At 63.6% G+C, this 24,369-nt stretch carries 27 protein-coding genes and 1 riboswitch; of the genes, 13 read left to right on the top strand and 14 right to left on the bottom strand.

Annotated elements, in window-relative coordinates; all coding sequences use genetic code 11:
• Positions 1-16 precede the first annotated feature (16 nt).
• A complete protein-coding gene (locus tag L6639_RS20785; protein WP_237863495.1) occupies positions 17-652 on the bottom strand; it encodes a hypothetical protein in 636 nt (211 codons plus the stop codon).
• Positions 653-823: 171 nt separating this feature from the next.
• Positions 824-1,684, bottom strand: a complete 861-nt coding sequence (locus L6639_RS20780; protein ID WP_237863494.1) for a DUF1194 domain-containing protein — start codon at positions 1,682-1,684, stop codon at positions 824-826.
• Between the two features lie 203 nt (positions 1,685-1,887).
• A riboswitch (Fluoride riboswitch) is annotated at positions 1,888-1,966 on the top strand.
• Between the two features lie 114 nt (positions 1,967-2,080).
• Between L6639_RS20780 and L6639_RS20775 the strand changes: the two genes are divergently transcribed.
• Genes L6639_RS20775 through clpS form a run of 5 tightly spaced genes read left to right on the top strand, consistent with a single transcriptional unit; the run spans position 2,081 to position 4,824 of the window.
• Positions 2,081-3,289 carry an MFS transporter gene (locus tag L6639_RS20775; protein ID WP_237863878.1) on the top strand — a complete coding sequence of 403 codons (1,209 nt, stop codon included), beginning with the start codon at positions 2,081-2,083 and terminating at the stop codon, positions 3,287-3,289.
• The gene (crcB, locus tag L6639_RS20770; RefSeq protein WP_237863493.1) at positions 3,264-3,698 is read left to right on the top strand and encodes a fluoride efflux transporter CrcB; all 435 of its coding nucleotides are present in this window, start codon (positions 3,264-3,266) and stop codon (positions 3,696-3,698) included. The genes L6639_RS20775 and crcB (L6639_RS20770) overlap by 26 nt, the downstream gene beginning before the upstream one ends.
• Positions 3,699-3,704: 6 nt before the next feature.
• The gene (crcB, locus tag L6639_RS20765; protein ID WP_237863492.1) at positions 3,705-4,130 is read left to right on the top strand and encodes a fluoride efflux transporter CrcB; all 426 of its coding nucleotides are present in this window, start codon (positions 3,705-3,707) and stop codon (positions 4,128-4,130) included.
• 2 nt (positions 4,131-4,132) lie between these two features.
• Positions 4,133-4,474: a DUF190 domain-containing protein gene (locus tag L6639_RS20760; RefSeq protein ID WP_237863491.1), complete on the top strand. Its 342-nt coding sequence runs from the start codon at positions 4,133-4,135 to the stop codon at positions 4,472-4,474.
• Positions 4,475-4,518: 44 nt separating this feature from the next.
• Positions 4,519-4,824, top strand: a complete 306-nt coding sequence (gene clpS, locus L6639_RS20755; RefSeq protein WP_237863490.1) for an ATP-dependent Clp protease adapter ClpS — start codon at positions 4,519-4,521, stop codon at positions 4,822-4,824.
• 9 nt (positions 4,825-4,833) lie between these two features.
• On the opposite strand, the gene L6639_RS20750 is transcribed toward clpS, so the two are convergent.
• The 5 genes from L6639_RS20750 to fabI all read right to left on the bottom strand — a co-directional run bounded on the left by L6639_RS20750 (position 4,834) and on the right by fabI (position 9,339).
• The gene (locus L6639_RS20750) at positions 4,834-5,334 is read right to left on the bottom strand and encodes a GNAT family N-acetyltransferase (RefSeq protein WP_237863489.1); all 501 of its coding nucleotides are present in this window, start codon (positions 5,332-5,334) and stop codon (positions 4,834-4,836) included.
• Between the two features lie 18 nt (positions 5,335-5,352).
• A complete protein-coding gene (locus tag L6639_RS20745; protein WP_237863488.1) occupies positions 5,353-6,543 on the bottom strand; it encodes an adenylate/guanylate cyclase domain-containing protein in 1,191 nt (396 codons plus the stop codon).
• Positions 6,544-6,626: 83 nt separating this feature from the next.
• Entirely contained in the window at positions 6,627-7,715 is a 1,089-nt protein-coding gene (gene aroC / locus L6639_RS20740; RefSeq protein WP_237863487.1) for a chorismate synthase, read from the bottom strand.
• Positions 7,716-7,914: 199 nt separating this feature from the next.
• On the bottom strand, positions 7,915-8,514 hold the full coding sequence (locus L6639_RS20735) for a histidine phosphatase family protein (RefSeq protein ID WP_237863486.1): 600 nt from the start codon (positions 8,512-8,514) through the stop codon (positions 7,915-7,917).
• 12 nt (positions 8,515-8,526) lie between these two features.
• A complete protein-coding gene (fabI, locus tag L6639_RS20730; RefSeq protein WP_237863485.1) occupies positions 8,527-9,339 on the bottom strand; it encodes an enoyl-ACP reductase FabI in 813 nt (270 codons plus the stop codon).
• Between the two features lie 171 nt (positions 9,340-9,510).
• Here fabI and L6639_RS20725 point away from each other — a divergent pair, with 171 nt between their 5' ends.
• Together L6639_RS20725 and L6639_RS20720 are read left to right on the top strand one after the other, a co-directional pair.
• Positions 9,511-9,999, top strand: coding sequence for a sigma-70 family RNA polymerase sigma factor (locus tag L6639_RS20725; protein WP_128953175.1), 489 nt, complete (start codon positions 9,511-9,513; stop codon positions 9,997-9,999).
• 106 nt (positions 10,000-10,105) lie between these two features.
• Complete coding sequence (locus L6639_RS20720) at positions 10,106-10,879, top strand: anti-sigma factor family protein (RefSeq protein ID WP_237863484.1); 774 nt, start codon at positions 10,106-10,108, stop codon at positions 10,877-10,879.
• Positions 10,880-11,197: 318 nt separating this feature from the next.
• Here L6639_RS20720 and L6639_RS20715 read toward each other — a convergent pair whose 3' ends face one another.
• Positions 11,198-12,163 (bottom strand): DnaJ C-terminal domain-containing protein, encoded by a 966-nt coding sequence (locus L6639_RS20715; RefSeq protein ID WP_237863483.1) that lies wholly within the window; start codon positions 12,161-12,163, stop codon positions 11,198-11,200.
• 110 nt (positions 12,164-12,273) lie between these two features.
• Positions 12,274-12,639 (bottom strand): RT0821/Lpp0805 family surface protein, encoded by a 366-nt coding sequence (locus tag L6639_RS43490; RefSeq protein ID WP_377807068.1) that lies wholly within the window; start codon positions 12,637-12,639, stop codon positions 12,274-12,276.
• A gap of 155 nt (positions 12,640-12,794) precedes the next feature.
• On the opposite strand from L6639_RS43490, the gene pdxH reads away from it, so the two are divergent.
• Entirely contained in the window at positions 12,795-13,436 is a 642-nt protein-coding gene (gene pdxH / locus L6639_RS20705; protein WP_237863481.1) for a pyridoxamine 5'-phosphate oxidase, read from the top strand.
• A 51-nt stretch (positions 13,437-13,487) separates the two neighbouring features.
• Positions 13,488-14,240: an SDR family NAD(P)-dependent oxidoreductase gene (locus L6639_RS20700; protein WP_237863480.1), complete on the top strand. Its 753-nt coding sequence runs from the start codon at positions 13,488-13,490 to the stop codon at positions 14,238-14,240.
• A 187-nt stretch (positions 14,241-14,427) separates the two neighbouring features.
• Here L6639_RS20700 and L6639_RS20695 read toward each other — a convergent pair whose 3' ends face one another.
• Together L6639_RS20695 and L6639_RS20690 are read right to left on the bottom strand one after the other, a co-directional pair.
• Positions 14,428-14,646, bottom strand: a complete 219-nt coding sequence (locus tag L6639_RS20695; protein ID WP_237863479.1) for a hypothetical protein — start codon at positions 14,644-14,646, stop codon at positions 14,428-14,430.
• Between the two features lie 207 nt (positions 14,647-14,853).
• Positions 14,854-15,831 (bottom strand): magnesium transporter CorA family protein, encoded by a 978-nt coding sequence (locus L6639_RS20690; RefSeq protein ID WP_237863478.1) that lies wholly within the window; start codon positions 15,829-15,831, stop codon positions 14,854-14,856.
• A gap of 339 nt (positions 15,832-16,170) precedes the next feature.
• Here L6639_RS20690 and L6639_RS20685 point away from each other — a divergent pair, with 339 nt between their 5' ends.
• Complete coding sequence (locus L6639_RS20685; protein ID WP_237863477.1) at positions 16,171-16,854, top strand: L,D-transpeptidase; 684 nt, start codon at positions 16,171-16,173, stop codon at positions 16,852-16,854.
• A 42-nt stretch (positions 16,855-16,896) separates the two neighbouring features.
• On the opposite strand, the gene L6639_RS20680 is transcribed toward L6639_RS20685, so the two are convergent.
• Positions 16,897-17,997 carry an extensin family protein gene (locus tag L6639_RS20680; protein WP_237863476.1) on the bottom strand — a complete coding sequence of 367 codons (1,101 nt, stop codon included), beginning with the start codon at positions 17,995-17,997 and terminating at the stop codon, positions 16,897-16,899.
• Between the two features lie 65 nt (positions 17,998-18,062).
• Between L6639_RS20680 and L6639_RS20675 the strand changes: the two genes are divergently transcribed.
• A complete protein-coding gene (locus L6639_RS20675) occupies positions 18,063-19,691 on the top strand; it encodes a fatty-acid--CoA ligase (protein ID WP_237863475.1) in 1,629 nt (542 codons plus the stop codon).
• A gap of 150 nt (positions 19,692-19,841) precedes the next feature.
• Positions 19,842-21,050, top strand: a complete 1,209-nt coding sequence (locus L6639_RS20670; protein WP_237863474.1) for an ABC transporter substrate-binding protein — start codon at positions 19,842-19,844, stop codon at positions 21,048-21,050.
• An 86-nt stretch (positions 21,051-21,136) separates the two neighbouring features.
• Here the strand turns inward: L6639_RS20670 and L6639_RS20665 are convergent, their stop codons facing one another.
• Positions 21,137-22,342: a hypothetical protein gene (locus L6639_RS20665; RefSeq protein ID WP_237863473.1), complete on the bottom strand. Its 1,206-nt coding sequence runs from the start codon at positions 22,340-22,342 to the stop codon at positions 21,137-21,139.
• A 194-nt stretch (positions 22,343-22,536) separates the two neighbouring features.
• On the opposite strand from L6639_RS20665, the gene L6639_RS20660 reads away from it, so the two are divergent.
• Positions 22,537-23,394, top strand: coding sequence for a DUF1499 domain-containing protein (locus tag L6639_RS20660; RefSeq protein WP_237863472.1), 858 nt, complete (start codon positions 22,537-22,539; stop codon positions 23,392-23,394).
• Between the two features lie 7 nt (positions 23,395-23,401).
• Here the strand turns inward: L6639_RS20660 and L6639_RS20655 are convergent, their stop codons facing one another.
• Positions 23,402-24,325, bottom strand: a complete 924-nt coding sequence (locus tag L6639_RS20655) for an MBL fold metallo-hydrolase (protein ID WP_237863471.1) — start codon at positions 24,323-24,325, stop codon at positions 23,402-23,404.
• Positions 24,326-24,369 lie beyond the last annotated feature (44 nt).

The raw sequence follows: 24,369 nt of genomic DNA, 5'->3' as shown, positions 1-24,369 counted from the left end.
TCGAAGTCGCAAGCGGCTACGCCGTCTTGTCCACCGAAGACGACGAATCCGCCGGCGGATATTTCGTGACCGGCACCATGAAGGATTTGGTGCCGACCTGGTAGATGATCTTGCCGTTCTGCCCGTCGTCCGTCGCGATCTGCGCCTGGCCGAACATGATGACGTTCTTGTAGACGATGCCGGTGCCCTGGCGGGTGATGCCGTCGGTGGTGACGCTGACCTGCGCTTCGTTGCCGTCGACGGATAGCACGCGAAAGCTCGCGCTCTTGCCGTTGTCGCTGGAATAGCCGCCCCAGCTTCCCATCAGCCGGCTGTCGGAGGCCGGCGGCGCTTGCTTCTGAAGGTTGGCGGTCTGCTTGCCAGCGCCCCCAAAGGAGAACAGGAGCACCATGTTCTTGCCGTCCTTGGTGCCGACCGTAACTCCGCCAAAGGTGATGAGCGTGCCTTGGACCTGGGCAAAGCCGCGCTCGGTGTGCCCGTTGTGAGTATACTCGACCTGCGCCCGGTTACCCCTGATGTTCACGACTTTGAAATCGACGGGCTGGTTGTTCCCCACCCAATTGCCCTTCCAGTCGCCGACTAGAGCGCTCTGGTGATACAGCCGCTCGTTAGCGGGCGAGATCTGGCTGGTGCTTTGCGTGACGATGGCCATGGGCTTGGGCTTGCTCGACGAATGGATCGGACGAACCCGCCGGCCTTCGAACACTGGCCAGGGAGAGTCGGAAACATTCAGAAACGCTTGGATTAGGGCCATGCCGTCGTTAACAAGCGGTTAATTTCAACCGCTGGTGTGATGGGCAAATGGTCTCATCGCAGATGCGCTTCAGCGGCCCCAACGATCCGACCAGATCTTCTCGCCGATCATGCAGCTCACGCGCGGCTCCTTGTCCTTGTCCGCAACGCGCACCACCGGACGCTCGGGCGTGCGGCCGGCCACCTCCATCAGAAGCTTGGTGCGGATCGCTTCCTTGAACTTCTCGCGATCCTTGATCGCAATCACAAAGGAGCCGGGCCCGCCGATCACGCAATCCTCGTAGTAGTAGTCGAGATTGTCGATATCCATGGTCGAATAGGACGGCTCCTTCACCATGATCGGCAGGCCGTTGATGACGATCCCCTTCTCGAGCGCGAGATCGCGCGCCACCGTGACGGGGCCGCCATTGTTGTTGGGGCCATCGCCCGAAATGTCGATGACGCGGCGAAGCCCGTGATAAGGATCCTCGTCGAACAGCGGCATCGCAAATCCGATCGCACCCGAGATCGAGGTGCGTGAGGCGCGCCGGATCGGCGTCTTCAAGATCTCGGCCGAGACTGCATCCGCCGTCTCCGGTCCGTCGATGAGGCGCCAGGGAATGATGATCTTCTGGTCGCTGGATGCGGCCCATTCGAAATAGGTCACCGCGATCCTGCCGTTGGGGCCGGCCTTCAGCGCCTGCAAGAACTCCTTGGACTGGATCGCCTGGGCATAGCCCTCGCGCTGGATCGCGAGCTCATCCATGTCCATGGAGTAGGAGACGTCGACCGCGAGGATCAACTCGATATCGACAGACTGCGCATCGCCATCGGCCGCCTGCCGCTGCTTTGGCGATTCGAACTTCGGCCCTGGTGCCGCGATGCCCGCGACGTCCCCCCCGGCAAGCACGCCGGCCACCAGCACAGCCCCGATCGAGAACAGCAAGCGCATCGCGGTCTCCCGTCGTATGACGCGATGGTGACATGCAAACGCCTTACCGCAAAGCGCGAAGATCGCTTGTGCTTCACATTCAGGTTAGGATTTTCACACGCCAGCGCGAAACCGCCGCCATGTCGCCACGCTTGCGCCGCCACGCGATCGCGCCGCGTGACCGGGCGCCCACTTGTTCCCCCTGATTTCCATGCTAGGCTGAGCGAACAGATGGGGATGGAGTCCCCCGACAACCGCCCGGCGGTCGCGTAACTGTAATGGGCTGATGACTCCTGCCCAAGGTGAGGCAATCGGCCTCTGCCTTTGGCGGGAGCATGGACAAACCCGCCGCTGGCGGGTTTTTTGTTGCCTGAAACTTTGTTGCCTGAAACGAAGGCCAAGGAGACCGTCCACGACATGGCGACGACCACACCGAACGCTGCGCACGCCAAGCTGCCCAGGGGGATCTGGGTGCTCGGCTTCGTCTCGATGCTGATGGACATCTCCTCCGAGATGATTCATGCGCTGCTGCCGGTCTATCTCGTCACCATGCTCGGCGCCTCGACCCTCACCGTCGGGTTCATCGAGGGCATCGCGGAGGCCACCGCTGCGATCACGAAGATCTTCTCCGGCGCCCTGTCCGACTGGCTCGGCCGCCGCAAGCTGCTCGCGGCCCTGGGCTACGGGCTGGCCGCGCTGACAAAACCGTTGTTCCCGCTTGCCCCCAGCGTGGGCTGGCTGGTGGCAGCGCGCTTCATCGATCGCGTCGGCAAGGGAATTCGCGGCGCACCGCGCGATGCATTGATCGCCGATATCTCGCCGATGGGCCTGCGCGGCGCGAGCTTCGGCTTGCGGCAGTCGCTCGATACGATCGGCGCCTTCGTCGGGCCACTCGCCGCAATCGGCCTGATGTGGTGGACATCAGATCATTTTGTCATCGTGTTCTGGGTGGCGGTGCTGCCGGCATTCCTGTCGTTCGGACTGATCACGTTCGCAGTGAACGAGCCGGAGCCGGATGCGAGCCGCGAGCCCACGAAGAACCCGCTCAACGCGGCCGCGATGCGGCAGCTCGGGCCGGTCTATTGGCGCGTCGTTGCGATCGGCGTCGTGTTCACGTTGGCACGTTTCAGCGAGGCCTTCCTGATCCTGCGGGCGCAGAACATCGGGCTCAATGCCATGTGGGTGCCGGCGGTGCTGGTGCTGATGAACATCACCTACGCTCTCTCCGCCTATCCGGCCGGCGTGCTGTCGGACCGGATCAACCGGACCGCCCTGCTCGCGCTTGGCCTCATCCTCCTCGCTGGCGCGGACGTTACGCTGGCGCTGCTGCCCGATCTCGCCGGACTGGCGCTCGGCGTCGTGCTGTGGGGCCTGCATATGGGATTGACGCAAGGCTTGCTCTCGGCGCTCGTCGCCGATACTGCACCTTCGGCGCTACGCGGCACCGCCTTCGGCTATTTCAACCTGTTCACCGGCCTTGCGATGCTGGCCGCGAGCGTGATCGCCGGCGCGCTTTGGGATGCCTATGGTCCGGTCGGCACGTTCCTTGCCGGGCTCGGCTTCGCATTGGCCGCGCTGGTGGGACTGTTGACCATCGGCAATGGCCTGGCCATGGAGAACAAGTGATGACGGGGGGCTGTTCATCGTGCTGAGCGGAGCGATCGCTATCGTGGTCGGCAGCGTGCTGGGCGGCTGCGCGCGCTATTTTGTCTCCGGCGCCATCGCGCGGCGGCTGGGCGAGACCTTTCCCTGGGGCACCATGACCATCAATGTCACCGGCGCCTTCCTGATCGGCATTCTTGGCGCATTGGCGACCCATCCCGGCTCGATGTTCGCGACGCCCAATCCGTGGCTGTTCGCGGTAACAGGCTTCCTCGGCTGCTACACCACGGTGTCCTCGTTCAGCCTGCAAACGCTGACCTTGGCGCGCAACGGCGAGCCGGTGCACGCGCTCGGCAACGTCGTGTTCTCAGTCGGACTGTGCCTTGCGGCGGTGAGCTGCGGCTTCCTCCTTGCAGACAGTCTTGGAGGATAAAGGCAGATGAAGGCTTCCTCCGCCGACCGCTGGCGTACCGCAATCCTCTATGCCTGGGTCTCTGCCGGCAGCATCGTCGGCGGGCTGACCCGTTATCTGGTCGGGCTCGCCCTCGATACCGGCCCGGGCTTTCCCTTCGCGACGTTGTTCATCAACGCCATGGGCTCGCTGATCATCGGCTTCTATGCGACGCTGACCGGCCCCGACGGCCGCATGCTGGCGCGGCCCGAGCACCGGCAGTTCGTGATGACCGGATTCTGTGGCGGCTATACAACTTTCTCGACCTTCAGCCTCGAGACCTTCCGCCTGTTCCACGGCGGCATGAAATATACCGCCATCGCCTATGTCGCGGCGTCGCTCGTCTGCTGGCTGGTGTCGGTATGGGCAGGGCATATGATGGCGAGCCGCTACAACCGCTTGACGAGGAGCTGACCATGCAAATCCCCAATCAGGCTGTTTCGCTGCGGATCTTCATCGGCGAGAGCGACCATTACGACGGCAAGCCGCTCTATGAAGCGATCGTGATGACGGCGCGCGAGCGCCATCTCGCCGGCGCCACCGTGCTGCGCGGCCCGATGGGCTTCGGCAAGTCGAGCCGGCTGCACACGTCGAAAATCCTGCGGCTGTCGGAAGACCTGCCGCTGTTGATCGAGATCGTCGACAGCGAAGACAACATCAACGCATTCCTGCCCATCCTGGATGGCATGATGTCGAGCGGCCTGATCACCTTGGAGAAGGTGCAGGTCCTGCAATATGGTGCGAAGACCGCGAGCTGATCGCTCCGGCCGGGAACCCGAGCCCGCCGTGTCCAGGAGGCGGAATGAACGACACTGTTACGACGCCGAAAACCAGGACGAAGACCAAGGTCGAGCGGCCGAAGCTGCACAAGGTCATCCTGATCAACGACGACTTTACGCCGCGTGAATTCGTCACCATGGTGCTCAAGGCGGAATTCCGGATGACCGAGGATCAGGCTTACAAGGTCATGATCACCGCGCACAAGCTCGGCGCCTGCGTCGTCGCCGTGTTCACCAAGGACGTCGCCGAAACCAAGGCCACCCGCGCCACCGACGCCGGCCGCGCCAAGGGTTATCCGCTGCTGTTCACGACGGAGCCGGAGGAATAGGCCAGCGCTTTAAGGCTGGCCCTTGAGGCGCGCCATGATGATTTCGTCATGATAGATGCCGTCTACAAGGATCGCCAACCGCTTGGTGCCCTCCTCGACAAACCCGACCTTGCGATAGAGCGAGGCAGCCGCTGTGTTGGTCGCGAACACGCCGAGCTCGATACGACGGAAGCCGAACACATCTGCAGCTTGAATCGCTCGCCGCAACAGCCGCTCGCCAAAACCTTTGCCCCTGAAATCCGGAACAAGCCCCATGAAGAGATCGCCGACATGCGCCGAAACGGCGCGGCTGGCCGGCGGCACGTTGCACCATCCGACCACGGCGCCGTCGGCGATGGCGACGATCTGCGGATAACCGCGCTCGACATTGCGCGCAACGAAAGCGCGAACCTGCTCGACCGGCGGCGCTTCCGTCAGCGCAATGTATTTGCGTTCGCGGGCCACGGTATCGACGGCAGCGCGAAAGGCGTCGGTATCAGCGATTTCGATCTGGCGGAATTCCACGGTCATAAGCGAGCCTCGCGCACGCTACGCCATCACCACCGGCGTTTCCTCGGTGAGCCCGTACACGCGCTGCGCCTTGGAGAACCCGGCGATCGGAAACTCGCCGAGATTGCGCCAGTCATGCTGGCAGACTTTGGCAAAGCCCTCGGACACCACGACGGTCCGCCCGAGGCGGCCGGCGATCTTCTCCAGCCGCGCTGCGAGATTGATGGCAGGGCCGATGCAGGTGAAGTCGAGCCGGTTGCCGCCACCGATATTGCCGTAGAGGATGTTGCCGACATGCAGGGCGACGCCGAAACGAAAGCGTTCGACGACATCGCCGACCGGATGCCCCAACGCCTCGACGCTGGCGCGGGCTTCGCGCGCCGCTTCCAGCGTGCGCGCGCAGACATGGTTGGCATCGCCGACATATTCGTCGATCGGAAACACCGCGAGCAGGCCGTCGCCCATGAATTTCAGAACTTCGCCGCCATGGCCGCGGATCGCCGTGACCTGGCAGTCGAAATAGCGGTTCAGGATATCGACGACCGTTTCGGCCGGCAGCCGGTCGGATAGCGCGGTGAAGCCGCGCAAGTCCGACAGCCAAATCGCGGCCTGCATGGTGTCGTTGTGGCCTCGGCGAATCTGGCCGCCGAGGATGCGCTCGCCGGCGCGATTTCCCACATAGGTGTCGAGCAACGTCACAGCGGTACGACGCAGGGTGACGATCTCGCTGACGCGCGCGAGCGGCGCGACGATGGAGCGGATCGTCGCGATGTCGTCTTCGCTGAAACCGCCGGGATGCCGCGTGGTCCAGCTGATGGCATGGATCGAACCATCGAGAAATCGCATCGGCGTCGCGATGTAGTCGGTGACGCCCTCGGCACGCATGTCGTCCAGGAACGGAAAGCGTTTGCTGTCGGGGTCATCCATGCGTCCCCTCACCTCCAGCCCTTCTTCGAACACGATCCGAAGCGGGCTCCGCGCAAATTCGGGCGTGGCGAGAATCTCGAAATCGACAGTGCCGATCTCGACTTCCTCGCCCTGCCGCCAGATGAAATTGCGGCCGTAGATCTCGGGATGCAGGGTGCGGATGAAGACGCCGAACCGCCACAATGGCAGGCCGGCCGCAACCAGTTGCTCGCAGGCGTCCGAGATCATCTCGGCCGACCCGCGCGACGACCGGGCACCGTCGATCAGCCAATTGATGATGCGCTGGAGGTCGGAGCTTTCCATGCCCACATTAGCCGACGAAGTTGTGGAATCGTCAAGCTGCGCGGTGGACTGATACCGCGGCCCAAAAGCTTCAAGCTGGGATTCTACCGCCCTACCTGCCCGCGGTCGCGCAGGAAGTGGTCGGCCAGCACGCAGGCCATCATGGCCTCGCCAACCGGGACGGCGCGGATGCCGACGCAGGGGTCGTGGCGGCCCTTGGTCATGATCTCGGTGTCGGCGCCCTGGCGATCGACGGTGAGGCGTGGCTGCAGGATCGACGAGGTCGGCTTCACCGCGAAGCGCACCACGATCGGCTGTCCCGTGGAGATGCCGCCCAGAATCCCGCCCGCGTGGTTGGACAAAAAGCGCGTGCCGTCATTGCCGGTGCGCATCTCGTCGGCGTTCTCTTCGCCGGTCAATTCGGCGGCGCCAAAGCCGGCGCCGATCTCGACACCCTTCACCGCATTGATGGTCATCATCGCGCCGGCAAGATCGGAATCGAGCTTGGCGTAGATCGGCGCGCCAAGGCCTGCCGGGACGCCCTCGGCGACGATCTCGAGCACGGCACCGATCGAGGAGCCGCTCTTGCGGATGCCGTCGAGATAGGTTTCGAAGAACGCGGCCTTGTCCTTGTCCGGACAGAAGAACGGGTTGTTCGCGATCTCGTCCCAGTCCCACTTCTCGCGGTCGATCTTGTGCGGGCCCATCTGCACCAGTGCGCCACGCACCTTCACGTCGGGCAGCACCTTTCGCGCGATCGCACCGGCGGCGACGCGCATCGCGGTCTCGCGCGCGGAAGAGCGGCCGCCGCCACGATAGTCGCGCAGGCCATACTTCGCCTCGTAGGTGAAGTCGGCATGGCCGGGGCGAAACTTGTCCTTGATCTCGGAATAGTCCTTCGAGCGCTGGTCGGTGTTCTCGATCAGGAGCCCGATCGGCGTACCCGTCGTCACCTGCACGCCGGTCTCGGGATGTGCCATCACGCCCGATAGGATCTTCACCTGGTCCGGCTCCTGGCGCTGGGTGGTGAAGCGCGACTGCCCCGGCTTGCGGCGATCGAGGTCCTGCTGGATGTCGGCCTCGCTGAGCGGGATCATCGGCGGGCAGCCATCGACCACGCAGCCGATCGCCACTCCGTGACTCTCGCCAAAGGTGGTGACGCGGAACATGTGGCCGAAGGTGTTGAAGGACATACCGAGCTGCCGCCTAGCGTTGACGTTCTGCATAAACTTTGTTTGTCAACGTCGTAGCGCCGAGGAGGATCAGGTTCAACCCTAGTTCCGTCATTCCGGGGCGATGCAAAGCATAGAACGCGGAATCTCGAGATTCTCAGGTGCGCAAGGGCGCACCGGAGTTCGCCCTTCGGGCGCCCCGGAATGACGGCGGGTTGGCTTAACTACACTTCTCCAGCCGGCCGTCGCGAAACACGTAGACGGCGCCCTGCTCGATATAGAGATCGGCGGCGCTGGCCGGCGTCTCCAGGCCGAGCGAGACCATCAGGGCGCGGCAGGTGCCGCCATGAGCGACCGCGACGGTGTCGCCCTTGAGCTCGTCGTACCAGGCACGGACGCGGACCTGCACGTCGGCATAGGTTTCGGCGCCAGCGGGCCCGACCGTCCATTTGTCGGCGAGACGCCTGGCATAGATCTCGGGATCTCTCGCCTCGCTCTCGGCCAGCGTCAGCCCTTCCCAGACGCCGTAGCCGATCTCGCGCAGACGATCGTCGAGTGCATAGTCCGTCACGGGCAATTCGAGCTTGCCGCGCGCGAGTTCCATGGTCTGGCGGGCACGGCCGAGCGGGCTCGACACATAGGGCAGCGTCGCCTTGTTGTGGCCGTCGCGCCTGAAGAGATCGGCCAGAATAAGGCCTGCCTGCACGGCCTGGTCGCGGCCGCGCGTATTTAGCGGAATGTCCTTGGTGCCCTGAAGCCTGCCGAGCGCATTCCACTCGGTCTCGCCGTGGCGAAGATAATAGATCGTGGGCGCGGGCATTGCTGGCGGTGGTCAGTCCTTCGACGTGTCCGACGCTTCAGGCCGCATCATGCCCAGCACGTTATAGCCGGAATCGACATGATGGACTTCGCCGGTGACGCCGCGCGACATGTCCGAGAGGAAATACACCGCGCTGTCGCCGACCTCCTCGATCGTGACGTTGCGCCGCAGCGGCGCGTTGACCTCGTTGTATTTCAGCAGCAGGCGTGAATCGGCGATGCCGGCGAATGCCAGCGTCTTGATCGGACCGGCCGAGATCGCGTTGACGCGGATCGCCTTCACGCCGAGATCGGCGGCCAGATAGCGTACGCTCGCCTCCAGCGCTGCTTTCGCAACGCCCATGACGTTGTAATTCGGCATCCACTTCTCGGAGCCGTAATAGCTCAGCGTGATGATCGAGCCGCCGTCCGTCATCAGCTTCTCGGCGCGCTGCGCGATCGCGGTCAGCGAGTAGCAGGAGATCAACATCGACTTGGAGAAATTGTCCGCGGTGGTGTCGACGTAGCGGCCCTCGAGCTCGTCCTTGTCCGCAAACGCGATCGCGTGCACGACGAAATCGATCTTGCCCCACTTCTCCTTCAGCACATCGAACACCGCGTCGATGGTCGCAGCATCCGTGACATCGCAATGGCCGAGCACGAGCGCGCCGAGCTCGGCAGCCAGCGGCTCGACGCGCTTCTTCAGCGCATCGCCCTGATAGGTGAGCGCGATCTCGGCGCCAGCCGCCTGGCATGCCTTGGCGATACCCCAGGCGATCGAGCGGTTGTTGGCAACGCCGAGGATGACCCCGCGCTTACCCTGCATCAGACCTGATTTCTGCGCCATTTGCTCACGTCCTGTAGCTCTCGTTCAGGTCTGGAGGTACACCAGCCCTCCCCTGCGGTACAGTCCTAATACGCGGCGTTAACGCTGTTTCCAGCGCCGGAATAGCCGTTCCGTTCGGGTGTTATGATTGTTATAGGCGCTCGCGCCGAATGGCAGGACATCAAAGACGGCATGAGTGCGTTTCGCCAGAGTGTAGAAGCCATGATCCCCGCGTTGCGCCGCTACGCCCGCGCGCTGACGCGCGATGCGGATGCGGCCGACGATCTGGTGCAGGACACGCTGGTGCGTGCATTGCGCTCGGAGCGGTTGTTTCTGGGAGGTGACGTCAGGAGCTGGCTCTACACGATCCTGACCAACCTCAACAAGAACCGGCGACGCTCGCTGGCAAGGCGGCCGCAATTCATGCAGCTGACGGAGAACAACCCGGATGCCAGCGGGACGGAGGCCGAGGGACGCGACATCGAGCGAGCCCTCTCGACGCTGGTCGAGGAGCAACGCTCGGTGCTGCTGCTGGTGATGCTGGAGGGTATGAGCTACCGAGAGGTCGCGGACATCCAGGGCGTGCCGATCGGCACCGTCATGTCCCGCCTGGCGCGTGCGAGAGCCCACGTCAAAGCGTCGCTGGAGGGTGAGCGCCCGGCGCTCAGGCGGGTGAAATGATGGCAGGATTAATGCATCGCGCATGCCGAGTCCCCTGCACGGAGAGAGAAGCAGCGCAGTTGAACCGCGTCAGATATTTTGGGCCGCAGAGCCAGAGACGACCGATATGAACGACCACAATATTCCAGTGACCGAAGACGAATTGCACGCCTTTGTCGATGGCGAGTTGCCGCCCGAGCGCCGCGCCGACGTCGAGGCCTGGCTTGCCGCCCATCCCGACGATGCCGAGCGGGTGCAGTCCTGGCGGACCATGGCCGAGATGCTGCACGCCCGTTACGACGGCGTCGCGCAGGAGCCGGTGCCGGCCCGGCTGGAGCTCGAGCGGCTGGAACGCCGTCCGCGGCAATGGCTCTATGGCGCCATCGCCGCCACGCTGGTTGCCTTCGTCGCCGGCGGCACCGCCGGCTGGGTGGCACATGGCGCCGCAAATGCGCCCTCGACATTCCAGAGCTTTACCGAGGACGCACTCGACGCCCACCGCCTCTATGTCGTCGAGGTCCGCCATCCGGTCGAAGTGCCCGGCAATGAGCGCGACCACCTCCAGGCCTGGCTGACCCGGCGCTGCGGCTGGACCGTGTTCGCGCCCAATCTGGAGGCGAGCGGGCTAAAACTCGTCGGCGGACGGTTGCTGCCGGGGCCGAACGGCCCGGCGTCCTTCCTGATGTATGAGGGCGCCTCGGGCGAGCGCTACACGATCTACACCGCCAAGACCGAGACCGGCGCAACGCAGATGCGCTACGCCAGGACGGACAAGGATGGGGCGCTGTTCTGGGCCGAGCGCGGCGTCGGCTACGTCGTCAGCGGCGGCGGCACCGACCGCGATCGCCTGACCAAGGTGGCGCAGGCCGTGTACGACCAGGCCGAGAAAAACGGCACCTAGACAACCGCGCAAACGCCGTGCCCAGATTCCGTCATTGAAAATTTGGAATCAAGACATGGGCGCGTCTCATTATCGCACCGGATGTTCACGCGAAAATGAGCAGCGTTCGATCCGCCGATCGACGCGGGCGGCCTCGATTGGGGTTTTTGGTACCGCGCTGGTCCCCCTCTCGAGGCCGCACCTTTTTATCGACTGCCCCGCCGGACAGCCGACACGTCGAGTAAGCGAAGCGCTACCACGCTTCACGCGTATGATGAGCATCATCCGTTCGGAGATGCGCTAGGCCTTTAGGAGAACCCCTTCAGTTCCGATCTCGCCCTAACCAAGCCCGCTACGTGGATTGTAGGGGTGTTGGTCCCGCCACTTTTCCATCAATGCTTCAAGCTCGGCGTCGTTCCCGTCCGGTAGCATAATCCTGATGGTGACGAAGAGATCCCCGGTCCCGCCAGATTTTGGCAGGCCTTTGCCTTTGAGGCGGAAGGTCCGGCCGCTGGAGGTGTTCTTCGGGACTGACAGTTCCACGGCATTGCCGAGCGTGGGCACGCGGACCTTGCCGCCGAGCACAGCCTCGTAGAGCGTGACCGGGAGGTCGACCCTCAGGTCGGAGCCATCGATCTTGAAGAACGGATGGGCTGCGATGCTGATGGTGATCAGGAGGTCGCCGGGTGGATGGCCTTGCGCGGTCTCGCCCTGTCCCCGCAGACGGATCTGCTGGCCCTCGATGACGCCGGCCGGAATCTTGACGTTGAGCTCCTTGCCGTTCGGCAACCGGACGCGCTTCTCGCCGCCTTTGACCGATTCTTCCAGCGAGACGGACATGGCAACATTGACGTCGAGATCGAGCCCGATCCCGCCGGTGTCGAATTCGAACTGCGCACCGCCGCCGGCCCCGGGCCGCGCACCGCGCATCCCGCCGCCGAACATGCTGTTGAGGATGTCCTCGAACGCGCCGGCTCCCTGACCGGGGCCAGCGCCGCCACGGAACGAGTACTCGAAGCCGCCGGGGCCTGCTCCCGCCCGCCCGCGCGGCCCACCGCCGCCCGGAAAGCCCTGGAAGCGCGGCTTGCCCTCGGCGTCGATCTCGCCACGATCGAACTGCTTGCGCTTGTCCTCGTCGCCGATGATCTCATTGGCCGAATTGATCTCGGAGAAGCGCTCCGCGGCCTTGGGGTCATCCTTGTTGCTGTCAGGATGATGCTTCTTGGCCAGCTTGCGATAGGCGCTCTTGATCGCGGCAGCGGTCGCGCTCCGCGGCACCCCCAAGACCTCATAGGGGTCGCGCATCCGTCACGTCTCCTCTTAGGAAATCGAAATGTTCAAAGGGCTCCCCGCCCCACCTGAGCCTCATGTGGGGGGCGAGTGGCATTTTTGCAACTAGTCGATGGGGCTGATTCCTAGCTCCGCCACGGCTTTAGCGTATGAATCTCCCAACGGCCACGGCTGCTTTGGCAACCGGCGCCCTGCAGCCAGGTTTCGGTGGTGCCGTTGACGTAGCTCGCCAGGAAATCGCGGCATTTGCGGCCATCCTCGGCGGCATAGGATTGCGCGATCGGCGTCACCGACCCGCGCGCGCCTGTTTCCGGATTCTCCCAGTGCTGGCTGGCGTCCTTGTCGCCGATGCTGAGCACGTCGGAGGCGGCGTTGCGGGCAAAGGCAAGGTCGGTCTCGGTCGGTGCGGCGTCCTTCGCCGGTCGCGCGATCGAACCGGTGAGGTCGCTGTCGTCAGCCTTGGCGTAGGCGTTGGTGTCGGTGCGAGACATGCTGCAGCCGCCGGCGCCGAGCCCGATTAGAATCATTGTCACGACGAAGCTGGATGGCCGGATCGCCGATAGGCCAACGCGTCCCCATGCCCTATATAGGGCAGTACCAGACGATAGCGCGCTTTGGGCCGCGGGACGCAATTCGGACTCCAGACATGACCGACACGACCTCGATGAAACACCAGACACCCTTAACATCCGGTGATTTCACCACCGCCGATGAGCCGTTTGCGCTATTCGAGGCCTGGTTGAACGAGGCGATCAAGAGCGAGCCGAACGATCCGAACGCGATGGCGCTCGCGACCGTCGATCCTGATGGCCTGCCCGACGTGCGCATGGTGCTGATGAAGGGCTTCGATACCCAAGGTTTCGTCTTCTACAGCCACATCGCCAGCCAGAAAGGCCGCGAACTCGCCGCAAATCCTAAGGCGGCTTTACTTTTTCACTGGAAGTCGCTGCGCCGTCAGGTCCGCATCCGCGGCAACGTGACGCCGGTAACGGATGCCGAGGCGGACGCCTATTTCGCCACACGACCGAAGCAGGCGCAGATCGGCGCCTGGGCCAGCAAGCAGTCGCAAGAGCTCGAGAGCCGCTTCGCTTTCGAGCAGGCCATTGCCAAGGTCGCGGCCAAGCACGTCATCGGCGACGTGCCGCGGCCGCCCGGCTGGAGCGGCTGGCGCATTGCGCCCTCGCGTATCGAGTTCTGGCACGACCGCCCGTTCCGCTTGCACGACCGCATCGAATTTCGTCGTGACGCGGCCGGCCAGCCGTGGTCCAAGACGCGGATGTATCCCTAGAGCCTTGTCTCGATCTTTGCCTCGATCTTTGGGCCGACCTGAAAGATGTCCATGCCGCATTCGTCCAATGCGCCGCGCCGCACGCTGCTCCTGACCGGAGCGAGCCGCGGTATCGGCCACGCCACCGTGATCCGCTTCTCGTCGGCGGGCTGGCGCGTAATCACCTGTTCGCGGCATCCCTTCCCGGAGGATTGCCCGTGGGACGCCGGCCCTGAGGATCACATCCAGGTCGACCTCGGCAATCCTCAGGACACCACGCGCGCGATCTCCGATATCCGCAACCGCCTCGAAGGCGGCATGCTGCACGCACTCGTCAACAACGCCGCGATCTCGCCGAAGGGCCCGGGCGGCTCAAGGCTCGGGTCTGTCGACACCGACCTCGACACCTGGACGCACGTCTTCCACGTCAATTTCTTCGCGCCGATCATGATCGCGCGTGGCCTGATCGAGGAATTGAAGGCGGCCAAGGGCTCGGTCGTGAACGTCACCTCGATCGCCGGCTCGCGCGTGCATCCCTTCGCGGGCGCAGCCTACGCCACCTCGAAGGCGGCACTTGCCTCCCTGACGCGCGAGATGGCCTCCGACTTCGGCCGCGTCGGCGTGCGCGTGAACGCGATCGCGCCGGGCGAGATCGACACCTCGATCCTGTCGCCGGGCACCGAGAAGATCGTCGAGCAGCAGATCCCGATGCACCGGCTCGGCACGCCGGACGAAGTTGCCAAGATCGTCTACGTGCTGTGCACGGACACCAGCTCTTACGTCAACGGCGCCGAGATCCACATCAACGGCGGCCAGCACGTCTAGGTGACGCATCGAAGGTGACGCTTTGGCCGGTTTGCCAGTACGGCGTCGCAACGGCATCGTCGCCGAGACGATCGTCTCGACGGCTGAGATCGTAAAGCGCTAGGGAATTTGCCGCGAAAGGCGGGAAGCTAGGCGATCCAGACAACGCCGCCGCAAGACTGGATCGCCCGCCCTTCCTTCCGCTTCCTCAATCCAGGCGAATTCGACGCGACCGTTCGCGCAACCGCGGTGCGGCTGCGTTGAATGCCGTCGAGCAGTCGTCATCGTTCTCGCCATCGAGCAGCGGAGCACCACAGTGCCGGCACATGCGTGCCGACAACGACGGCGCCTTGCCGCTCGCCACCACCTGACGATAGCTCGTCAGATCGATGACGTTGGGGGGCGTCGTTATGTGTTTTTCAACCATGGTTGTTCCTCGCGGCTAACCCGCTGCTTATCGCAGACAAGTTTCGCGCAAACGTTCAGCCCACCGCTCAAATTTTACCGGAGGAATTGGGGCACGGCACACACATCACGGCGTGGCCGCAATGACGCTCTATTCTGCGACACCATCAGGCTTGTCTCGGCGACCGGCGTAAGGTCTCGGTCACTATTTTCGGAAGCGCGTGCCGGATCACAGCCATTTCTTGAGCTTGAAGATCCAGTACGGAACGATCGCGGCGATCACCATCAGCACCAGCGCGAATGGATAGCCGTGCGCCCATTCGAGTTCCGGCATCGATTTGAAGTTCATGCCGTAGATCGAAGCGATCAGCGTCGGCGGCATCAGGACAACGGCCATGACCGAAAACAGCTTGATGATGTTGTTCTGCTCGAGGTTGACGACGCCGAGCATCGCGTCGAGCACGAAGGTGATCTTGCTGGAGAGATAGGAAGCATGGTCGGTCAGTGAGGCGACGTCGCGCTGCATGGTCTTGAGCTGCTCGCGCATGTCCTTGGACCATTTCACGCCCTCCACCACCGCCGACAGGAAGGTCACGACGCGGCCGATCGACACCAGGCTCTCACGGACCTTGGAGGTGAGATCGCCCTTGCGGCCGATCGAGATCAGGATCTGCGAATATTGCTTGGCGTGACCGTGGCGCTCGCTCTCCGGCTCGAAGATGTCGTGGCTGACCTGGTCGATCTCCATACCGCAGCGTTCCAGAATGTCGGCGCAACGGTCGATCACGGCGTCCAGCAGTTCCATCAGCACCATCTCGCCTGTGATCGCGGGGGCGCAGGTGCGGGCCAGCTTGGCCTCGACCAGAGCGAACGGCTTGGGCTGGTCGTAGCGCACCGTCACCAGACGATGGTCGCCGAGGATGAAGGTCACCGCCGTGGTCCGGGGCATGTCGGTATCGGAGTGGCACATCAGCGTCGCGGTCATATAGCGCGCGCTGTTCTCGATATAGAGGCGGCTGGAGATCTCGATCTCCTGCATGTCCTCTCGGGTCGGGATCGCGATCCCCAGCAGCCGTTCCACCGCCTTGTCCTCGGCCGCGGTCGGGTTGACCAGGTCGACCCACACGGCGTGGTCGGGCACCGCCTCGAGATCGTTGACGACGGCCTTCTTCAGGGAGGAGTCGGTGGGAACGAACACAGAAAACATGAACAACTCCAAGACGGGGCCTGCGACAGAATGACTGCCCTTAGCGCGATTCTGACAAGTTCATGATGACAACCACATTAACGGAGCGTTTGCATTTGTGGCGGCCGCATGGCCCAACTGTGGCACGGAATCGACAGCTGTGCTTTTCGCGCCAAAGAACCAGCCCAGACGCGGAAAACTTGCGGCAAAAAAGCCACAGGTTGGGTCTCGCAGCGCGGGATAAGCCCCTAAAAGCTGGAATTGTGGCGGATTTCAACGATAATGAAATCAACGGAGTCGAAGGCCTTGGGTGCTACGTTTCAAGGACCTGCGCGGTATTGTTTTGATTGGAACCAAACCATGTCGTCGCTAAAAGTTATCGTTGGAGTTTTGGCTGCCGGCTTCATGCTGTCGGGCTGCATGCAGGCCACGCATTTCGAAGCCACCAACACCCAGAATTTCAAGCCCAAGGACAAGGAACTCCTTGCCAAGATCCGGTACGAAAATACGCCGGTGGCAGAGCCGTTCCGTCGCGCCATTGTCGATTACCACCGCAAGGAATCGCCGGGCTCGATCGTGGTCGATTCCGACAACCACTACCTTTATTATGTGATGGATGGCGGCAAGGCGATCCGCTACGGCATCACCGTCGGCGAAGAGGCCATGGCCTGGTCCGGCATCGCCAAGGTCGGCAGCATGACCGAATGGCCGGCGTGGCATCCGACCCCCGGCGAGATCTCGCGTCTGGGCGTTCCGACCTATGTCGCCCCCGGCCCGGACAATCCGATGGGCTCGCGCGCGATGTATCTCTACTCGGGCGGCAAGGACACGCTGTTCCGCATCCACGGCACCAACCAGCCTGAATATATCGGCGCTTCGATCTCGTCGGGTTGCATCCGCCTGACCAACGAGGACGCCATCGACCTCTACAGCCGCGTCAAGATCGGCACCATCGTCGTGGTGCTCGAGCCGAAGCATGGCGACTCGCCCTACAATTCGCGCCTCGCGCTGCAGGGCGGCGGCGGTTTTCCGAGCAGCAACTAGCGATTTCAGCGTTATCTGAAGGCTTTCGAAAAGCGCCGGTTTTCACCGGCGCTTTTTTGTTGCTGGCTTGCTCTTGCCGGAGGCGGGTGCCGGCTTGTCCGCCGGCGCGGTGAGTTTCTCCTGATCGTCGGCCGCCTCCTTGCCGACCTCCGATTTGGCCGCAACCTCGCGCGGCGGCGCCTCCTCGGGGCGCTCCGCCGGCAGCAGGGGCGCAATCTGCGGCAAGGGATCCCAGACGTTCCACTGGCAGATCCGGTAGTCGTTGCGGCGCTGCGCGAGATCGAGGTGGATGTGGTCCTCGTGGTACCAGTCCGAGCCCGGGCCGAGCACGGTGGCGAACCGCGCGCAAACCGAATGCAGCACGCGCTCGCGCACGTCGCGGGATAGGGTGCGATCGGTCAGGCCGATCGATTGCCCGTTGGCGAGCTTGAGCGCGCGCACGTCGAGCGCGTTGGCCTTGCCGTGCTCGGACAGCATCGCACCGACGACGCGGTTGCGGCCGCGGCACTCGAAGCTGTCGAAATTGTCCAGATCGGTGATGGTCGAGCCGAGGCTGGTGGCCAGCGGCACCATGTCGGTACGCACCCAATCCGCAATCGCCGATGCCATGGTGCAGCGGAGGGTCGCCGCCGGCTTGACCGCGACCTTGCGCTTGTCCGGCAGCACGATGGCCTCCAGCCGCACCAGGTCTTCGCCGCCACAGGCGCCGGGGCCGTGGATGTCGGGAATGGACGGCGCGACCGCGATCTCCTCGGTCAGTGAAAGCCGGCAGGCCGAGAGCTGCTTTTCGGGCGGTGCCGCAGCCTCGGCCGGCTTATTGCCGCCGGGCTTGTCCGGGGGAGGCTTCTCCGGGGAAGACTTGTCGTCAGCCTCCGGCGCAGCCTCATCGGTTGCCTTGCCTATTCTTCTGGGAGCCTCGTCAGGCCGCGGCTTTGGTAGCGGTATCTTGGTGGAGTGAACGCTCCGGTGTGGCCGCCGCGCACCAAAACCAAAGATATCGAGCGGTGCAGCATAGTTTCGCGCGTCCGCGGGCTCAGGCAGCACGAGCGATAGCCCAAGCGCAGCGGTAACCATTGCCGCGCCCGCGGACATATTGCCGCGATAAGACCATTTGCGGCGAAAGTCCGGCAGGCTAAAACTCATGACAATTCTTTGGCCCTGCGCTGAGAGCGACAATGCGCCCAGCGATTTCTCGGAGGAACGTCTGAATGCTTGGTTTGATGCAAGATTGGCCCCTGCTCTGCCACCGGATCATCGAACACGCCGCCAAGATTCACGGCAATCAGGAGGTCGTCACGCGATCGGTCGAGGGACCGATCCACCGCACCACCTACGCCGAAATCCACAAGCGCGCGCTCAAGGTCTCGCAGATGCTGGAGCGCGACGGCATCAAGCTCGGCGATCGCGTCGCCACGATCGCCTGGAACACCTGGCGTCACCTCGAAGTCTGGTACGGCATCATGGGCATCGGCGCCATCTGCCATACCGTCAATCCCCGCCTTTTCCCCGAGCAGATCGCCTGGATCATCAACCATGCGCAGGACCGCATCGTGATGGTCGACCTCACCTTCGTGCCGGTCGTCGAGAAGCTCGCCGACAAGCTGCCGAGCGTCGAACGGTACGTCATCCTCACCGACAAGGCGCATATGCCCGAGACCACGCTGAAGAACGTCGTGGCCTACGAGGACTGGATCGCCGAGGCCGACGGCAAATTCAAATGGAAGGACTTTGACGAGAACACGGCAGCCGCGATGTGCTACACATCAGGCACGACCGGCGACCCGAAGGGCGTGCTGTATTCGCATCGCTCCAACGTGCTGCACGCGCTGATGGCGAATAATGTCGACGCGCTTGGCACCAGCGCCTCGGAGACGATGCTGCCGGTGGTTCCATTGTTCCACGCCAACAGCTGGGGCATCGCCTTCTCCGCGCCCTCGCAGGGCACCAAGCTCGTTATGCCCGGCGCCAAGCTCGACGGCGCCTCGGTCTACGAGCTGCTCTCGACCGAGAAGGTGACGCACACCGCCGGCGTGCCGACAGTGTGGCTGATGCTGCTCCAGCACATGACCGCCAATCATCTGAAACTGCCGCACCTGAAGATGGTGATCTGCGGCGGCTCGGCGATGCCGCGCTCCATGATCAAGGCGTTCCTCGACATGGGCGCGAATGTCCGCCACGCCTGGGGCATGACCGAGATGAGCCCGATCGGCACCGTCGCTGCGCTGAAGCCGCCGCACCAAAACGCGACCGGCGAGGCGCGGCTCGATGTGCTGCAGATGCAAGGCTATGCACCCTTCGCGGTCGAGATGAAGATCACCGATGATGCCGGCAAGGAGCTGCCCTGGGACGGCAAGACCTTTGGCCGGCTCAAGGTCTCCGGCCCCGCGGTGGCCAAGGCCTATTTCCGGCTGGACAACAACATCCTCGATGAGGAGGGCTTCTTCGACACCGGCGACGTCGCGACCATCGATGAGGGCGGCTATATGCGGATCACCGACCGCTCCAAGGACGTGATCAAGTCCGGCGGCGAGTGGATTTCCTCGATCGACCTCGAAAACCTCGCGGTCGGCCACCCCGCGGTGGCGGAAGCAGCCGTGATCGGCGTCTTCCACCCGAAATGGGACGAGCGCCCGCTCTTGATCGTCCAGCTCAAGCAGGGCCAACAGGCCACGCGCGAGGACATCTTGAAATTCATGGACGGCAAGATCGCCAAATGGTGGATGCCCGACGACGTCGCCTTCGTCGACGGCATCCCGCATACCGCGACCGGCAAGATCCTGAAGACCGCGCTGCGCGATCAGTTCAAGGACTATCGCTTCCCGCACGCGGCAGCGTAACGCCCAATCGACAACATCAGCCGAAATCGGCCCCTGCCCACCCGCAGGGGCCTTTTTCGTTGGCGTGTCACGACCAAAGACGAATTGGAGCCGAGCCGACGGCTCCCTAACGTCGCGCCGCACTTCAAGCCAATAAGAGGAACGCTCAAGATGAAATTGTTTGCGCTGCGAATGCTGCCATGGCTGCTGGCCACGTCGATGGCGGCCACCGCCGCCGCGAAGGCGGCCGATAACAAGGTCGTGATCGGTGATATCGACGATATGTCCGGCCTGTATGCCGACGTGATCGGCCCTGGCGGCGTCGAAGCCGCCAAGATGGCGATCGAGGATTTCGGCGGCAGCGTCCTCGGCAACAAGATCGAGTTCATGGTGTCGGACCACCAGAATAAGCCCGATGTCGGCGCGCAGAAATTCCGCGAATGGGCCGACCGCGACGGCGTCACGATGATCCTCGGCGGCTCCAACACCGGCGTCAGCCTGGCGATGAACAATGTCGCCAAGGAGAAGAAAATCCCGTTCATTGCGATCGGCGCCGCCGGCGCCTCGCTGACCGGCAAGGACTGCACACCCTACACCGTCCACTATGTCTACGACACCACGGCGCTGGGCAACGGGACCGCCAAGACCATGGTGAAGCAGGGCGGCAAGACCTGGTTCTTCCTGACGGCCGACTATGCCTTCGGTACGCAGCTGCAGGAATCCGCCTCGAAGGTGGTCGAGGCCAATGGCGGCAAGGTGGTCGGCGCGGTGCGCGTGCCGCTATCAACCTCCGACTTCTCCAGCTATCTGCTTCAGGCCCAAAACTCGGGCGCGCAAGTGCTGGGCCTCGCCAACGCCGGCAACGATTTCACCAACTCGATCAAGGCCGCCGACGAATTCGGCATCGCCAAGACGATGAAGCCGGCCGCGCTGCTCGCCTTCATCAGCGACATCCACAGCCTCGGGCTGAAGACCGCGCAGGGGCTCTATCTCACGACCGGCTGGTATTGGGATCTCAACGACAAGACCCGCGCCTTCGCCAAGCGTTACTTTGAGAAGACCAAGCGCGAGCCGACCATGAACCAGGCGGGCTACTATTCGGCCACCATGACCTACCTCAACGCGGTCAAGGCTGCGGGAACGACCGACTCCGACAAGGTGATGGCCGAGCTCAAGAAGATGAAGATCGATGACATGTTCACCAGCAACGGCAAGATCCGCGCCGACGGCCTGATGGAGCATGAGATGTACATCATGCAGGTGAAGAAGCCCGACGAATCCAAGCAGCCCTGGGACTACTACAAGCTGGTGCAGACCATGACAGGCGAGGAGGCATTCGGGAAGCTGTCAGACTCGGCCTGCCCGCTGGTCACGCACTGACCCCTGATCCAAAACCAGGTGTCACAAGAGGCGCACCCCAGGGTGCGCCTCTTCCTGTTGGCGGGCAGACCGGCCCCTTGGACCGCTCACAATTGCGAGCAGCGAAAGCCGATCTCCGGACGACTGAAAAACAGACGCTGCTCCTTCACCACGAGCACGAGCTGGCTGCGGTCGCTCAAGGCCTGGCACAGATCGCCGGCAATGGTCTTGAAAACGCGCGTTTCCGCATAGGGCGTCACGTTGAGATCCTCGATCGCCCAACGCTGGAGATTCAGCACGTTGGTGTTCTCCGAGGTGTGCACCAGATACGGGCGGACGTGGCCCGGTGTCGAGGCCGCACCGAGATCGCTGAGATAGATCTGCGCTTCGGTGAGGTTGCCGGAATAGAGCGCCGAGGACAGGTAGGAATCCCAGAGATTGAAGAAGCTCAGCGCCGGCAGCACCACGAACAGCACCACTGCCGCGCCATGGCGAAAATCGCGCACGTTCCAGACGATATCGCGCCAGGTGAAGTCATCGTTGCCAGAAAACAGCAGCACGTCGAACACCGCCATGGCCGCGGTCCATGGCCAGACGATGTCGTTCCAATTCAACCCCAGGGGACCGAACATCGCCAGAATGAAGACGTGCATGCCGACTGCGGCGGCGAGCGAGGCGCGACGGAAACGCCGGGTCAACAGACCGACGCCGAACGTCACCTGTATGAAAGGGACCAGGAAGCCGAGAGCATCGAGAGGGGTCGTCGTCGCCGGAAGCAGGCTGGTGATCGGTGTGATGATCCAGGAAAACTCGTGCTCCATGAAGTTGAGGTTGATCTTCTGGAGCCCGGAGAAGACGTAGGTGAAGACGATGACCAGCCGGGCCAGGTTCAGCGTCTGGAGATCGCCGGCCGGCGCCGCGCTGCCACCGCGCCCGAGCCCGACGACCATGAGCAGGAAGCTGTACTGAAACACCCAGGGCTGCCACCGCGTCTGGTCGGCAAGACAAAACGCGATCATGATGATGAGGAAGCCTGCGATCGGCCAGCGCGGGCGAGGGATGATCACGGCGAGCCCCGCCAGCACGAACAGCGCGCCATAAAGCGCCAAGGCCACGGCGCCCTCGATCGGCGGCAGCAGCGACCAGACCGGCACCTGTGGATAGGACCGCGGCCCTACCCACAACCCCGGGGACATCACCAAGCCGATACAGAACGCGACGAGGATCGTCAGCCGCAGCAGGAACAGGCGCTGCCGCAGAGGCGCGGCGTCATCCTCCGCATTGCCTCGCTTCCATCGCCCCTGCCTTCCCACGGCCCCTCCCGCGAACCACCATACACAGGTATGTGGCTCGTCAGGGCGCGTTGGTTCGACGGCCATGGCCTTGGTCTTTCACCGGTCCAGAACGGGGGATAAACCGCTTCACAGCCAAGCGGAAAATGCGCTAGGTCAGCCTACTCCCGTCGCCTGTGCCCTCAACCGGCGACCCAGATCGGTGATGGAACGACATGGCCCGCAGGTTTTCCGCTCCCTATCAGACGGAGCCCGTGTCCAGCCTCGCCACCTGGGCGCGCAATCTGGCCGTATTCGCGGTGGTGGCTGTGGTGGTGTCGATCATCATCGTCCGCTTCGACTTCCTGGAGATGAAGCCGGCGCTGGCCACTTTCTTCGGCGGGCTCGCGATCGCAGGATTATCCATCCTGTTCGGCCTCGCCGGCTTTGCCGCGATCTGGCAAAACGGCTCGCGCGGCATGGCGCGCATCCTGCTCGCCTTCCTGATCGATGGCGCGATCCTCGCCTATCCCGCTTATCAGGCCCTGCTGTACCGCAAGCTGCCTCACATCTACGACATCACCACCGACCCGATCGATCCGCCGCGTTTCGATGCGCTGTCGCGCCTGCGCACCGGGGACGGCACCAACACCGCCGTCTATGCCGGTCTCTATTCGGCCGAGCAGCAACGTCAGTTCTATCCTGACATCGAACCGATCGAGCTCGAGATCCCCGTCGACCGCGCCTATGCGATCGCGCGCCAACTCGTCATCAAGCGCAAATGGACCGTCATCGACGAACGCGAGCCGCAGCCCCCGCGCCGCATGGGCCGCATCGAGGCGGTGGCGCGCACGCCGATCATGGGCTTTCGCGAGGATATCTCGATCAGGGTCGTGCCTGACGGTGACGATTCCCGCGTCGATATCCGCTCCGCCTCACGCTATTTCGACAGCGACCTCGGCAGCAACGCCGCGCGCGTGACGAAGTTCATCGACGATCTCAACACCGCAGCCGACGCCGATGCGCTGAAGCCGGCGAAGAAGACCCCGGTGGCACCGCCACCCAAGGCTCCCGCGAAGACAGTGAAGAAGTGACGGACCGCTAGGCGTTCGCCATCCGGTATGTCCCGCCAATCACGGGATCGCCATCCGTCGCGACGACGCCGCGCGCGACGAGGTCTTCCAGATGCGCCAGCACGGAATAGCCGGCGGCCGTCGTCAGGCGCGGGTCGATGCCGATATAGATCGCGCGCACCATGGTCGGGATATCGGTCTCGCCCTTGGCGAGGCGGTGCAGGATCGAGGCCTCACGCGCCTTGCGGTGACGGATCAGGAAGCGCACGAAGCGCTGGCCCTCCGGGATCTCCGGGCCGTGGCCGGAGAAATACAGATCCTCCTCGCGCGCAGCGAGCCGGTCGAGCGAGTCCATGTAGTCGATCATCGAGCCGTCGGGCGGCGCCACAATCGAGGTCGACCAGCCCATCACGTGATCGCCGACGAAGTTGAACTTTCGCTCGGGCCAGGCAAAGGCGAGATGGTTGGCAGTGTGGCCGGGCGTCGCGACGGCCTCGAGCCGCCAGCCGGCGCCCTCGACGACATCACCATCGGCGATCCTGATATCGGGCACGAAGTCGCGGTCGGATCCGGATTCCGGATTGTGCTTCTCGCTCTCGAAGCGCGGGCGCGAGGCGCGATGCGGGCCCTCGGCATAAACTGGCGCGCCGGTCGCCTGCTTGATCCGGCCCGTGTTGGGCGAGTGGTCGCGATGGGTGTGGGTGACGAAGATGTGGCTCACCGTCTCGCCGCGCACGGCGTCGAGCAACGCGGCCGCATGGGCCTCGTTATCAGGACCGGGATCGATGATCGCGACGTTGCCGGTGCCGACGATGTAGCTGACGGTGCCGGTGAAGGTGAAGGGACTCGGATTGTGACAGAGCACCCGCCGCACGCCGGGGCGGACTTCCTCGACGGCGCCGGCCTTCAGCGGAAAGTTGCGGTTGAACGGGACATCGTCGTTGTCGGACATGGCTTCTTCTTTGTTCTTTGACGTCATTCCGGTGCGCCCTTGCG

Origin of the sequence: Bradyrhizobium zhengyangense (genome assembly GCF_022012555.1) — a bacterium.
In the GTDB taxonomy this organism is placed as follows: domain Bacteria; phylum Pseudomonadota; class Alphaproteobacteria; order Rhizobiales; family Xanthobacteraceae; genus Bradyrhizobium; species Bradyrhizobium zhengyangense.
Note: the sequence above shows the minus strand (reverse complement) of the source record. Positions and strands in the feature narration are given on the sequence as shown.